Origin of the sequence: Streptomyces sp. NPDC046197, assembly GCF_040646295.1 — a bacterium.
Classification (GTDB): Bacteria; Actinomycetota; Actinomycetes; order Streptomycetales; family Streptomycetaceae; genus Streptomyces.
The window spans coordinates 158,653-171,992 of record NZ_JBEYZY010000007.1 but is presented as its reverse complement, the minus strand read 5'-3'; the positions used below and the strand labels follow the sequence as shown (position 1 = coordinate 171,992).

The 13,340-nt window shown below is 72.1% G+C and carries 10 protein-coding genes; 4 read left to right on the top strand and 6 right to left on the bottom strand.

Annotated features, from left to right (window positions below; all coding sequences use genetic code 11):
• Positions 1–97 precede the first annotated feature (97 nt).
• Together AB0A61_RS12710 and AB0A61_RS12705 are read left to right on the top strand one after the other, a co-directional pair.
• Positions 98–937, top strand: coding sequence for a helix-turn-helix transcriptional regulator (locus AB0A61_RS12710; protein ID WP_361290431.1), 840 nt, complete (start codon positions 98–100; stop codon positions 935–937).
• Positions 909–1,175, top strand: a complete 267-nt coding sequence (locus AB0A61_RS12705; RefSeq protein WP_361290428.1) for a DUF397 domain-containing protein — start codon at positions 909–911, stop codon at positions 1,173–1,175. Before AB0A61_RS12710 ends, AB0A61_RS12705 begins: the two co-directional genes overlap by 29 nt.
• On the opposite strand, the gene AB0A61_RS12700 is transcribed toward AB0A61_RS12705, so the two are convergent.
• The 4 genes from AB0A61_RS12700 to AB0A61_RS12685 are packed head-to-tail and all read right to left on the bottom strand — an operon-like array spanning position 1,172 to position 8,585.
• The gene (locus tag AB0A61_RS12700; protein ID WP_361290425.1) at positions 1,172–4,909 is read right to left on the bottom strand and encodes an SAV_2336 N-terminal domain-related protein; all 3,738 of its coding nucleotides are present in this window, start codon (positions 4,907–4,909) and stop codon (positions 1,172–1,174) included. The two genes, AB0A61_RS12705 and AB0A61_RS12700, sit on opposite strands and share 4 nt — an antisense overlap.
• A gap of 8 nt (positions 4,910–4,917) precedes the next feature.
• On the bottom strand, positions 4,918–5,979 hold the full coding sequence (locus AB0A61_RS12695) for a MoxR family ATPase (RefSeq protein WP_361290422.1): 1,062 nt from the start codon (positions 5,977–5,979) through the stop codon (positions 4,918–4,920).
• Positions 5,976–7,613 carry a hypothetical protein gene (locus tag AB0A61_RS12690; RefSeq protein WP_361290420.1) on the bottom strand — a complete coding sequence of 546 codons (1,638 nt, stop codon included), beginning with the start codon at positions 7,611–7,613 and terminating at the stop codon, positions 5,976–5,978. Before AB0A61_RS12690 ends, AB0A61_RS12695 begins: the two co-directional genes overlap by 4 nt.
• Entirely contained in the window at positions 7,614–8,585 is a 972-nt protein-coding gene (locus AB0A61_RS12685) for a TIR domain-containing protein (protein WP_361290417.1), read from the bottom strand. It lies immediately after the preceding gene.
• A 278-nt stretch (positions 8,586–8,863) separates the two neighbouring features.
• On the opposite strand from AB0A61_RS12685, the gene AB0A61_RS12680 reads away from it, so the two are divergent.
• Both AB0A61_RS12680 and AB0A61_RS12675 read left to right on the top strand, forming a co-directional pair.
• Positions 8,864–9,307 carry a DUF485 domain-containing protein gene (locus AB0A61_RS12680; protein ID WP_361290414.1) on the top strand — a complete coding sequence of 148 codons (444 nt, stop codon included), beginning with the start codon at positions 8,864–8,866 and terminating at the stop codon, positions 9,305–9,307.
• Positions 9,304–10,917 carry a cation acetate symporter gene (locus AB0A61_RS12675; RefSeq protein ID WP_361290411.1) on the top strand — a complete coding sequence of 538 codons (1,614 nt, stop codon included), beginning with the start codon at positions 9,304–9,306 and terminating at the stop codon, positions 10,915–10,917. The genes AB0A61_RS12680 and AB0A61_RS12675 overlap by 4 nt, the downstream gene beginning before the upstream one ends.
• A 262-nt stretch (positions 10,918–11,179) precedes the next feature.
• On the opposite strand, the gene AB0A61_RS12670 is transcribed toward AB0A61_RS12675, so the two are convergent.
• Together AB0A61_RS12670 and AB0A61_RS12665 are read right to left on the bottom strand one after the other, a co-directional pair.
• Positions 11,180–12,097, bottom strand: a complete 918-nt coding sequence (locus AB0A61_RS12670; RefSeq protein WP_361290408.1) for a cellulose-binding protein — start codon at positions 12,095–12,097, stop codon at positions 11,180–11,182.
• A 215-nt stretch (positions 12,098–12,312) separates the two neighbouring features.
• Positions 12,313–13,340 (bottom strand): SUKH-4 family immunity protein (locus tag AB0A61_RS12665; protein ID WP_361290405.1); only part of this gene is annotated, 1,028 nt, incomplete at its 5' end.

Genomic DNA, 13,340 nt, shown 5'->3' with positions numbered 1-13,340 from the left:
TTTCCGTGCTGATGCATGCACACAGTGGCGTCACGGCCGATAGCCTCGGAAGGTGGCTGAGCGTGACACCGCAGGGTGCACGAGGGGGGGTTCGCGGGTGGCGATCGAGGACAATCCGCGTTCGCGGGAGCAGTACGGGCAGGAGCTGAAGCGGCGGCGGGAGGCGGCGGGGCTCACCCAGGAGGAATTGAGCCAACGTGCGGTGATGTCCCGCACGCACATCGCCCACATCGAGGCGGGGCGCCGACGGCCGGACGTGGAGGATGCGCGGAGGCTGGATCAGGTGCTGGGGACTGATGGGTTCTTCGAGCGGTTTCTGCCTGTACTTGATGGGCGGAAGGTCGCGGAGCACTTCGCCGAGGCGCTTGAGTTCGAGAGCAAGGCCACCGAGATCCGTGAGTACGCCCCCAAGCTTGTGCCCGGCATCCTGCAGACCGCGGCGTATGCACGCGAGGTACTGAGTTCGGGGGCCACCCCCAAGAGCGCCGATGAACGCGACCTACTGCTCGCTACGCGACTCGAACGGGCCAGGATCCTCGACAAGTTCCACTCACCCAAGGTCTGGACGCTCTTCGACGAGGCTGTGCTGCGGCGCCCTGTCGGCGGACCGGCGGTAATGTGCGAGCAACTCCGGCACATCGCGGCCCTTGGCGAAAGCCACCGCATCCGCGTGCACGTGCTGCCGTTCTCGGTCGGCTACCACGCCTTGCTGGAAGGCTTCGTCTCGCTTATGTGGTTCGAGGAGTTGCCGCCTATCGCCTACGCAGAGGGCTTGAAGTCCGGCCGCATCTGGGAGCTTTCGTCCGTGGTTCGCGAATGCCAGGTGGCCTACGATCATGCGCTGGGAGACGCGTTGTCGCACCGTAGCTCCCTGGCGTTGATCAGGTCGGTCGCGGAGGATTACGAGCATGAAGCGCAGCGAGAGCACCATCCCTGACGCGTCAGCGTTGTCCGGCTGGCGCAAGTCGACGTACAGCGGCGGCAGCAGTGGCGACTGCCTCGAAATAACGGCTTGGCGCAAGTCCACTTACAGCGGTGGAAGCAGCGACAACTGCCTCGAAGTGAACGACACCGCCCAACCGCTCGTCCCCGTCCGCGACAGCAAGAACCCCGCCGGGGCCGCGATCGTCTTCTCGGGGGCCGCATGGGCCGCGTTCGTGGCCGGGTTGCGTTAGGAGTCCTCGTCCTCGAAGGCGTTGCGCAGGTCGTCGAGCAGGCCGGGGTCGCAGGGACTGAGGCGGGTGTTCTGGGCCACCTCCACGATGGCATCGGTGATGTGCCCCACCATGCGCCGGTACCCAACGGGATCGGATTGCAGGAAATCCACCACGCCCTTTTCGGTGCCCCCGGTCGCGGCGAACGCGGCCAGGTACGGCACGCTCCGGGCGACCGTCGGCCAGGTCTTGGAACTGGTGGGCGTCCACAGCACAGGCACGATCGCCGGACCACTCCCCTCCCGGGACTGCCGTCGGCTGAAGCCATCCCATTCCTTACCGCACCATTCAGTTCTGAAGTAGCGCGGGGAATAGAGCGGCACGAACACCTGAGCCCTGGCCAGGGCGTCTTTCATCGACTCACGCCACAGTGACGCCTGGGCCACTTTGCTGAGAGCGAAGCCCGGCTCCGGCAGCCCGGTGAGTTCCGCAGTGCGAGCGCGCAGATCGTCGAAGAAGGCGTGCACCCGGCGGAGGCTTTCACCGGGTGCCTGGGCGTAGCTCAGATAGAACAGCAGCTCTCGCTCACGGCGCCGTGCCCGGGTGGATCGCGCAGTGGCGGGGAGGAGTTGGAGGATGAGTTTCGAGGTGACGTCTACCGCCACCGCGCCGTCGGCGCCCGGTGCGACCACCGAGCACAGGTCTCCCTCCGTGTCGATCAGTACCGCGCCCGGCGGCGGAGACTGCGTGCCGGAGGCGGCGGGGCGCAGGCTGAGCAGCGGAGTCCGCGAACGCCGGTGCCGCAGGTAACAGGCTGCGACGGCCGGACTGCTGCCGGGACGAGAAGGCGGCACTGCCGGGAGTTCACCGTCCTCGACGCCCAGCGCCAGCAGCCCTGGGCCCCCGAGCTGCTGCCCCGAGTGGGTCACCCGGACCTCCGAACCGTCGGAACAGTGGACACGGAGCCCGGGCAGCCTTGGTTGGACGCCTGCTGTGAGCACCATGTCCGGCCTCACCGCGATCCCCGTACCCACGAACTCACCGTCCCTGCTGATCCACACCAGGGAGCGCAGGAACCCGTCTCCCACCTCGCTCGCCAGCAAGTCGTTGAGATAGTCGCGGACCGGCTGCCGAGTCTCCTTGAGCAACGTCACGACTTCGGCCAGGCGCACCGGGTTCTTCTCGGTGAGTTCGACGAGGTCGGCCAGCTCGGCAATGTCGTGCCACAACACTCCCTGCTCCTCGGCGAGCGCCGTTTGAAGGTAGGCAACAGCCTCCTCACGGGACAGCTCGGTCAGAGTCACCGACCCGTACAACTGCCTGTACGGCCAAAGCGTCCTGTCGGCCAGGGTCACCAGCAGGCAGCCGTATCCCTCCGGAGGCAGACACAGCTCCTTCGAGTCCGCCGGATCGCCGGGGTCGGGCGTGAAGGTCTGCTGGGTGACGCCGTCGTAGACGATTAGCCAGCCGGGCTGACTGACCAGACGATCACGGAGCTGGGCCAGGCGCCGGGCGGGGAAGGACCCTTGTCCACTCCGGGGAATGCCCAGATCGTCGGCAAGGCCGGTGAGATCCTCCAACAAGGCCTTGCGGCTGTGCGCGCGGACCCACCGGACCATGGTGAACTCGGTCGCCAACTCCTTAGCGAGATCGATGGCAAGCGGGGTCTTGCCCACGCCTGGGCGGCCCTCGATCAGCCACGTCGTCAGGAACGGGAGCGGATACCCTCCATTCTCGGTCGCGCCCCGAGGACTCAGCGCGCGCAGTCGCTCCACGATGGCTTCGACACCCTCTCGGCGTACGTAGGCAAACGGAAGCGGAGGCAGCCGGCTGCTCCGCAGCCCCAGCGCATGCACTTTGTCGACAACTGCCTGCACCTCGTCCGCCTTGAGACCCCGGATCTCAAACGTGGTCCCCGCTCCCTCCATGGTCACCATCCAGGCGCGCTTGCGCAGCCACGGCAACAGCCGACGCCTCCGGTCCCGCCGTACCTGCACCCTCTCCCCCGTCGGCTCCGGCTCCACCGGTTCGGCCGGCGCATCCGCCTGCCTCCGTCCCAGCCGCGCCGCCACCTCGGCGTAGTCCCCGCCCACCCCGCCGATGACCGCCAGTGCCACCTCCGCGAACGCCCTGCTGTCCTCGGGCAGTTCGAGTCCGTCCAGGCCGCCGCCCGCACCGATGGCGGCCACCAGCGCCCCGAAGTCCGTCACCGAGCCGAACGTCGCCGCGACCCGCTCGCTGACGCCGTCGATGACGTTGCGCAGCACACGCAGTGACTCGGTGCGGGTCAGCCGGTCCAGCAACGCGTCCCGGACCCCGGCCCGGAAGTCGTACAGCACGCTGTCGGGGTCCTCGCCCGGTTTGGCCGGGGTGCGGCGGACGAGCAGGCCGGAGAGGAAGAGTTCGGCCAGGTGCATGGGTGTGGAGGCGGGGAGCATGGTGCGCTGGACCAGCCGCATGACCGGCAGGCTGAGCGGGGCGGCGGCCAGCAGTCGCAGCAGGCGGAAGGCCTCCGGCGAGTAACCCTCCTCGAACTGCTCGATCCAGGCCGCCGGGGTGCCCGGCTCCTCGGCCGGGGTGGGCCGGGCGGGGCGTTCGGCGACCGTGAGCGGCGCGGCGTGCAGGGGGACCCAGTCGGTCGTGCGGCCCGAGACCAGGCGGGCCCAGGGGGTGAGCCAGTCCCCGGCGACCTCCAGCACCGGCAGCCAGCGGATCCGTGCCCGGTCGGCGGTGCCCGCACGGCCGCGGGCGATCCCGGGCAGCGGGCCCGAGGAGCGGACCTCGACCGTGGCGCGGGCCGCTTCCGTGCCGCGGGCCCGGACGGGTGCCGTACGCAGCGCTGTTCGGTGCCACAGGCGGCTGGGCAGAACCTGGAGGGCGGCGACCGGGCGGCGCCGGGACCAGTCGGCCAGGGCGGCGGGCAGTTCGCCGCCGTACCAGGCGGGGCCGACGCCGTCGGTCAGGATCAGGACCGCACGGCGGTCGGTCGGGTCCGCCAGGGCCGGGCGCCAGCGGCGCGTGGGTGCGGCCGCCTGTGGGCCGCGGCGGAACGGTGCCAGCGTCGGCTCCGGTCCGTCGGTGCACAGTGCCCAGGCGCGGACATCGGCGAAGGCTCCGTGCCGGGCGAGCAGGCTGCGCAGTTCGCCCGCCAGGCGGTGCCAGACGGTCATGGTGGTACCGGTGTCGATCAGCAGGTCGACCGAGAAACGCCGTTCGGTGGCAGCGCACAGGACCGGCAGGAGCAGGCCGGTGTCGCCAGAGGCCGACGCGGTGGCCTCGACGTCGAGGATGCGGGCGTGGGCCGAGGGCACCGTCTGGCGCAGGGGGCGCAGGGCACGGGTCAGGGACAGGGTGTCGGGCAGTGCCTGGGGCTGGGCGACACGGATGGCCTGCGCGCCGGCGGAACGGACCGGGGCGGCGGTGTCGGTGCCGCCGGGGAGGTGGAGCCCGGCCGACGGGGGATCGGGGCCGGGGTCGGCGGTGGGGTGGTCCTCCTGGGGTGCGGGAGGTGGCGGCTCGGCGGGCGGGGCGGGGGCGGTGGGGTCGCTGCCGTTGCCGAGGAGCGACCAGTCGACCGGGGCGAGCCCGCTGAGCCGGGCGATCCACAGCACGTCGAGCGCGTCGCCGGCGTCCGGCGCGCCCTCGGAGTCCAGCAGACGGGCGAGTTCCTCCCGCAGGAGCTCGTCGTGCGCGGCCCGCTCGCCGCCGGGCGCATCCCGTCCGGCGCTCGTCATGTCCCGCTCGGCCCCGGCCACGACCGTCCTCAGCCCCGGTCCAGGGGCCGCAGCAGATCGTCGCCGAGCAGGGCCCGCCCCGTCTCGTTGTCCCACAGTCCCCGTTCCGCCATGAGCAGCGCGTTGAGCAGCTGGTCGTTGGCCAGGGTGCCCATCTCCCGCTGCCGGGCCAGGAACTGGGCGATGATCTCGGCCCGGGCCTCGGCGGAGCCGTTCCCGCCGGCCCCCGGCTCGCCGAGATGCGCCGCGACCATGCCCTTGAGCCGCTCCTCGTCCGGCGCCCCGATCTCCAGGCGGATGCAGCGGCGCAGGAACGCCATCGGGAACTCGCGCTCCTCGTTGCTGGTCAGCACCACGAACGGGAACTCCGCGCAGGCCACCGCGCCCGCGCTGACCTCGACCTGCTCCCGGTCGGCGGTCATCACGTGCTGCTCCCCGCGCCCGAGCCGGGCCAGTTCGGGGATGACGAACTCGCCCTCCTCGAACACGTTCAGCAGGTCGTTGGGGAAGTCCATGTCGCTCTTGTCGATCTCGTCGATCAGCAGCACCCGGGGCCGCCGCCAGGGCAGCAGAGCCGTTCCGAGCGGGCCGAGCCACATGTACTTGCCGATGTCGGGCGGTTCGGGCGCCTCACCGGTGCGGCCGGTCAGGGTGCCCGCGTTGCGCAGTCCGGCGTCGTAGAGACGGCCCACCGCGTCGTACTCGTACAGCCCGTCCTTGAGGGTGGACCGGCTGGTGATCGCCCAGCGCAGGACCGGCCCGAGTCTCAGCTCGTGCGCGACGGCGTAGGCGAGCGTGGACTTGCCGGTGCCGGGCTTGCCGGTGAGCAGCAGCGGGCGGCGCAGGTGCAGGGCGAGGTTGACGAGGTGGATCTCGCGGTCGCCGGCCTGGTAGGCGGCGCCCTGGCCGGCCCGGCCGAGATGGCGCTGGACGGCGTCGTCGTCATCGGCCGCCGGCGGCCCGAGCAGCCTCTCGGGCCGGGCACCGCTGTGCCGGAAGGCCCGCCACGGGGGTGCCTCGGGCAGGCGGCGGATGCCGTCGTGCGGGACGCCGCTGCCCTCGTAGACCCACCAGTCCTGGCTCTGCGTCATGCTGCTCCTTCGCCGGCCCCGCGGGTGCCGGACATTCGGCTGTCCTGTGTGCGGAAGACGCATGTCGGGTCGTCCCACAGCAGGGTGATCTGCTTGCCCAGGCTCGTCTCGTCGCGGCGCCCCCGCTTGCGGGCCTCCAGGACACTGCGGGGCAGTTCCGCGAGGAGGGCGGGCGGGCTGACGTCGCGCAGCGCGTCCAGCAGGTGGGCGGGGTCGCCCGCGTCGCGCCGCCAGACCATGACGGGGATGCCGTCCTCCAGCAGGGCGTCGAGGACGGCATCCCGGATGAGGGGGTCGTGGTGGTCGTACGGCGTGCCCAGTCCCAGGCAGGCCAGGTCGGCGTTGTGCCGCAGCCAGTCCTCGACGTCGGCGGGATCGGTCAGGCGCAGCGGCGGGTACTTGCTGTCGGGGCAGAACCGGGCCCTGCGGCCGAAGTCCGCGCCGTCGCCGTTCTCCGGCTCCCCCCGGTCGGGGCTCATCCAGCCGATGCGGTGCAGCGCGTCACCGGGCACGCAGTCGCGGTCGAGGACCTGCCAGCGCCGGTCCCACTCGGGGTGCAGCGAGCTGTCCTTGTAGCGTCTCAGGGACCGTACGACGACCTGGCAGCTACGGCTCAGGGGCACGCCGGACGACCCGCCCGGCCACATCTCGGCCGCGTAGCCGAGGAGCGAGTCCGGCAGCAGGAACTCCACCCGCTTGCCCGGCCCCCAGTCGACCGCCTCCTGTGCGTGCCAGGCGGCCAGGAACTCGTGGCCGCAGCGCTCCAGTTCGTCCCCGGTGAACAGGCCGGGCCAGTCCCAGGAGCAGTGGAAGTCCAAACGGGCGTCCGCCGTGCCCTCGTAGTGCAGGCCGCGCAGTGAGTAGCGCCGCCGGGTGTAGGGCAGGTCGCTCGGGGCGTCCTCTTCCTCGACCCGTATCTGGATGATGACCTGGCGCTCGGCCCGTACCGCCACCGCGGCGGCCGCCGCCTGCGGACGGCCGCCGGGCTCGCAGCCCGGGAGGCGGGCGAGGAGGGTGGCGAGCCGGTTGCTGCGGCCGGGCTCCGTGGTCAGCTGCCGCAGGAACGCCCGCAGGTGCCGGCGCGGGGCGTCGGGGTCGGTGGCGGACATCCGGGCGTCGTAGAGCCGGAACAGCACCTGCGGCAGAGTGCGGCCGTCCAGCGGGTGGCCGGCGGCACGGCGTTCGGCCCGGTAGCGGGACACCGCGGCCCTTGCGAAGTCCGGTGGGTGGTTTCGCAGTTCGCCGATCAGCTCCATCATGAAGCCGGCGGGCAGGGGGCCGTCCGGCCGGGTCAGCACCGTGGCCGCGAGCTTGAACCACGCGGCGTCGATGTCGTCCGGCGCCATCTCCTCCAGCGCGTCCCGCAACGCCTCCAGCGCTGCGCCGCGGCGGGCGGCGCGGACGATGGCACGCAGATGCGCCGCGGGGTCGGGGTTCTCGGGCACCGCGAAGGCGCGGCCGAGCTCCAGTTGCTCGCCCATCAGCAACAGGAGCTCGTGGCGGGTGGCGAGCTGGTGCAGTTCGCCGACGCCGAGCAGGATCATCACGAGCTGCCGCCCGTGCTTTCCCGACCACGGCCCCCGCACGGCTGCCCGGCGGGCGCTCCGGTCACCGAACAGCAGGTGACCGAACACTCACGCCTCCCCGAGCGGAAGTCCGCAGGCGACGAGGAGTTCCCGTACCCGCTTGGTGCCGACGTCGTCCGGCGCGATCTCTTCGAGGGCGAGGTACATCGCCTTCAGCGCCGCGTCGGCCGTCAGGGTCGTCCGTCCGATCCGGCGGCACAGGGCGCGCAGATGGGTCCGGGCGTCCGCGGACTCGGGCACGTCGAAGACCTGCCCGAGTCCGAGTGACTCGCCCATCAGGAGCAGGAGTTCGTGCCGGGCGGCGAGCCGGTGCAGCGCGGGGCAGGCCAGGAGGGCGTCGAGCAGGTCCTTCTGGCCGGGCAGGACGAAGGCCGCGGGCGGTGGCTGGGGCGGCGGCGCCGGCGCGGCGACGGGGGCGGGGACGCGAGCGGGGGCGGGGACGCGAGCGGGGGCGGGGGCGGGGGCGGGCAGGGCCGGTGAGGTGCCCGCGCCCTGGTCACGCGATGGCAGGACGGGCACGGGCCCCAGCTGCGGCGCTGTCTCGTACGGCTGGCCGGTCAGCAGCCGCAGCAGCTTGTGCGCACCGTCGACGGTGAAGTCCTCGACGGTGTAGTGGGTGGTGGTGCCGCCACCCAGCCACACGGGCAGGTCCGCGCGGGAACCGCCGGGCAGGACGACGGGGACGATACGGTCCAGGGCTGCACCCGGATCTTCGTAGGCCAGGTTCCGCAGCAGCAGGGCCTCCCACTGCACTCCCGCGCCCTCACCGGCCGGGGCGTCGCCCTCCGCGCGCCGTCTGTACTCGGGCGAGGCCACGACGATCACCCGCCGGCTGTCCCGGATGCCGCGCAGCATCCACAGCGCCCAGTCCTGACGGCGTTCCCCCGCGGGCAGGTCCAGGACGGCGTCGATCCCGCACGCGCGCAGGAAGCGGTAGAGGTTCCGGACCCGTTCGACGTGCTCGTCGTCGTCATGGGCGTAGGAAATGAACACGCTTTCCCGCGACGGCACCTCACTCATGTGGCCTCCCCCTTGCACTCCGCGCGACCACGAGTGCGTACATGATGGCTCAACAGCAGTGGAGGGGCAGCCCGTTTGGCATCGAAGCGCTCGAACGGGCCGGGAAATGCCGGCGTCGACACGGGTGACACCCGAGTCGGTCCGGGCATCGGCCCGGGCAAGCGCATACCGACCGCTCAGTTTGGCCAAAACGCCCCGCATCCCCGGTGCTCCGAGTAGCGTGCGTCACTCGCACGCCCCCCACTCCCTGCCAGAGCCGCCACTCAAGGAGCCCCGGGATGTCGTACGAGCCGGAGCCGTTTCCGTCGTACCCGTATCCACGTCCGCGGCACGACGCCTCACCGTCGTACGCGACCTACCCCTGGCAGCCGCCACCGCCCGAGCCCGTGCAGCCGCGACTGCCGCGCCGTCAGGCGCTGGGGCACCACAGTGACCTGCGCGTCCTGCGCGGCGCCTACCGCTGGCAGCGGCGCGTGGCCTCGATCACCGCGCTCGGCTACTTCACCGTCTTCCTCGTCCTGTCGGCCTTCGCACCGTCGTTCATGACGAGCACCGTCACCGCCGGCCTGCCCACCGGCCTGCTGCTGGCGCTGGTCCAGCTCCCCGTCACCTGGCTGGCGATAGCCCTGTACGAGCACACCGCGCGCCGGTACGTCGACCCGATCGCCGACCGCATCCGCAAGCAGGCCGAGCTGGACGCGAGGCGGGAGGCGGCGCGATGACGACGCAGTTCAGCGGGTCGGCGCAGTCCATGTCCCTGGTGGCGTTCACATCCGTCGCCACCGTCACGCTGCTGCTGTGCGTGATGACGGGCCCGGACCGCGACGACCTCGACGAGTTCTACACCGGCTACGGATCCCTGTCCCCCATGCGCAACGGGCTGGCGATCGCGGGCGACTACATCTCCGCGGCGTCCGTGCTGGGCACCGGCGGGGTGATCGCCCTGTGCGGCTACGACGGGATCGTGCTGGCGCTGAGCACGACGCTGTCCCTGATGCTGATGATGTTCCTGCTGGCCGAACCGCTGCGCAACGCGGGCCGGTTCACCATGGGTGACGTGCTGGCGCGGCGGATGCCGGGCCGGTCCGTGCGGATCACCGCGTGCGCGGTGACCATCACCGCACTGGTACCGCTGATGCTGGTGCAGCTGGCCGGCACGGGTCAGCTGCTGGCCTTCATCCTCGGATTCTCCAACGACTCGCTGAAGACGGGCTGTGTGATCGGCCTCGGCGTGCTGATGATCAGCTACGCGGCGATCGGCGGGATGAAGGGCACGGCGCTCATCCAGATCCTGAAGATCGTGATGCTGCTGGGGTCGGGCACGGTGGTCGCCCTGCTGGTCCTGCGGAGGTTCGACTGGGACCCGGGGACGCTGTTCGACACGGCGGCCCGGCAGAGCGGCGTGGGGCCGGCCTTCCTGCACTCGGGACTGGAGTTCGCGGGCGGCGCCAACCCCCGCCTGGACATGATCACCTCGGAGCTGACGATCGTCCTGGGCGGTGCGTGCCTGCCGCACATCACCATGCGCATGTACACCGCGTCCAGCGCCCGGCAGGTACGGCGGTCGATGTCCTGGGCGGTGTCCAGTGTGGCGCTGTTCGTGCTGGTGGTGACGGTCGTCGGGTTCGGCGCGACGGCGCTGATCGGACGCGGGGCGATCGCGCAGGCCGATCCGCAGGGCAACACCGCCTACCTGCTGGGCTCGCGGGCGGTGTTCGGCTCGGACGTGTCGGCGGTGGAGAGCTTCCTGTTCACGACCGTGACCACCGCGATCTTCCTGACGCTGCTCGCCTCGGTGGCCGGGATGATCCTCGCCTGCGCCAACTCCCTCGCCCACGACGTCTTCGCGGCCCGCGTGCAGGAGATGCCGGCGCGCCGCGAGATGACGCTGGCCCGGGTCTCGGCACTCGCGGTCGGCATCCCGACGATCCTGCTGGCCACCCTGGTCCAGCACCGCAGCCTGCAGCCACTGGTGACCCTGAGCTTCTGCCTGGGCGCCTCCGCGATCGCCCCCGCCCTGGTCTACAGCCTCTTCTGGCGCCGTTACACCCGAACGGGCCTGCTGAGCACGCTGATCGGCGGCACGCTCACCGTCCTGCTGCTGATGCCGGGCACCAACCTGGTCTCCGGCTCCCCGGTCGCCGCCTTCCCGCACGCCGACTTCAACTTCTTCCCCTTCACCACCACCGGCCTGGTCTCCATCCCCCTGGGCTTCCTCTTCGGCTGGCTGGGCACGCTGGCCTCCGGCCGTACGAAGTCGGAAGAGCAGCGCCGGCAGTACGAGGCGGTGGAGGGCTGGATCCTGGCGGGGGCGGTACGCAGGGGAGGCTGACGGCCCGCCGCCACCGAGTCGCGGGCAACCGGCGCCGGGCGAGGCGGGCAACCGGCGCCGGGCGAGTCGCGCAACCGGCGCCGGGCGAGTCGCGCAACCGGTTCCGGGCGAGGCGTGCGCCCGGCGCAGGGCTTCGCGGGCAACCGGCATGCGCAGGGCAACACGGGCAACCGGCATGCGCGGGGCAACGCGGGCAACCGGCATGCGCCGGGCTACGCGGGCAAAAGGGCGCCGGGCGACGCGGTCACCGTTGCCCGGCCGCTTACCGCGCGCGAGGGCCGGTGCCGTCCGGCTGCTCGGTCCACGCCCGTCCCGTGAGCGTCGTGATGCTGTTCTGCACCGTGTCCATCTGGGCCCGCACGGCGTCCCACGCCTCCCCGTGCTCGCGCAGCACCTGCTCCGTCTCCTGGGCGATCCGCTCCGCCCGCAGGCGCGCCTCCGCCAGCACCTCCGCCGCCCGTTTGCGCGCCTCGTCCGGAGCCCGCCGGGCCGACTCCTGCGCATCGGCCAGCGCCTGCTCCGCCGCGGACAGCGCCGCCTCGGCTGCCGCCACCCGGGCGGAGTGCTCCGCCTCCAGCGCGGTCTCCCGCCCCGATGCCGCACGCTCGACGGCGGCCAGCCGCTCGGCCTGCTCCCGGGTCAGCTCGGCGAGCATCCCGGTGGTCCGCTGACGCACCTCGCGCAGCGCCGCCAGCGCCTCGCTGCGGGCCGCCTTCACCTCGCGCCGCACCGAGATCCGGATCTCGTCGGCCTCCGCCTGCGCCGCCAGCAGCCGCTGCCGGGCGCGTTCGTCGGCCTCGGTGCGCACCTCGTCGGCGTGCGCCTGCGCGGCGGCGAGCATGTCCTCCGCCTCCGCCCGCGCCTCCTCGACCAGGCGCTGCGCCTCCCGCCGCCCGCCCTCCCGGACGGCCTGGGCCTCCTGCTGTCCGAGCTCGTGGAGCCGCCGGGCGCCGTCACCGAGCGCCTCGTACGTCTGCGGGCCCAGCTGCGCCACGGCCTCCCGCAGCTGGGCGAGCTCCGCCTCCATGTTCTTGGCGAGGACGGTCAGCCGCGCGGCACGCTCCCAGGCGGCGTCCCGGCTGTCGGAGAGGGCGTTCACATACGCCTCGGCCTGCCCGGGACGGTAGCCCCGCCCTCGTACGAGCACGAAACCATGGGGCGACACCGCTGCGCTTCTCATCCTGGAACAACCCTCTCCGCCGAGATGATTTCGCGCATATCCTGAGGTATTGGGCGGAAATGTTCATAACGCGACACTCCGGACGCCCGCTCGATCAGTAGCCGAACACAAGCCGAACACAAAAGGACCGGCCCCGGTCGCACGACCGGGGCCGGTCCCTGACAGGACCTCCTAGGGCCTGATCCGCCGGACAGGACCAGGGGGTGTAGGGGGTGTCACAGCAGCCCGTCCCACATCTGTTCCAGCAGTACCGACCACCAGCTCTCGGGCGAGCCGAGTGCCGCCGGGTCGAGGGCGGCGAGCTGGGCCTGGAAGTCGACGGTCCAGCGACCCGCCTGCTCCTGGTTCAGGCCGTACCGCAGCCGCCACATCCGGCCCAGCAGGGCCAGGCAGCGCGCGAACTCGGGCAGGCCCGTGTTCACGAACTGCGGCGGCAGGGACGTACCGCCCGGCCCCGCCTCCACCGGCACCGCGACGATGTTCGCCGTGCCGTACTGCACACAGATGGCCCTGCCGAAGTCGCTGCCCATGACGAGGTACGACCCCGCGTCCGGCGCCGGCTGCACCCCGCGCTCGGCCGCCAGCTCCGCCAGCGTCGGCACCGGCCGCCCCGGCTGGGCCTGCGCCCAGAAGAACGGGCCCATGTCCATCGGCAGACCCGCCACCACCAGCGTGTGCGCCACGATCGGCGGCACGCCCTGGCGGGAGACCGCCGCCTGCTCGAACCGGAACACCCCCGGCCCGAAGGCCGCGGCGAGCTCCTGCGCGATCCCCTCCGGGGCAACCGGCGGCGCCGACTGCACCGGCGGCAGCGGCGCGCGGACCGGGGCCGGTCGGGCCGGCCCGTCGGCGACCTGGTGCAACTCGCCCTGATGGGCGAGCAGTTGCTGCATGCCCTGCTGCCTGCTCGCATGGTCCGTGCCGTACGGCGCGATGGACGTGATCCGCGCCTGCGGCCACTGCTCACGGATCATCCGCGCGCAGTACGCGCCCGGCAGCTCGCACGACTCCAGCTCCGTGTGCAGCTCCAGCACCTGGTCCGGCGGAACGTTCATGGCGCGCAGCTCGTGGAAGATCTGCCACTCCGGGTGCGGCGTGCCCGGCGCCGAACGCCGGATCAACTGCTGCTCCGACCCGTCCTGCGCGCGGTAGCGCAACACGGCCTGGTAGCCGGGTCCGACCGTCGGCTGCCCCTGCGGGGGGTAGCCGTAGGCCGGGGGCCGCTGGCCGGGCACCGGCTGAC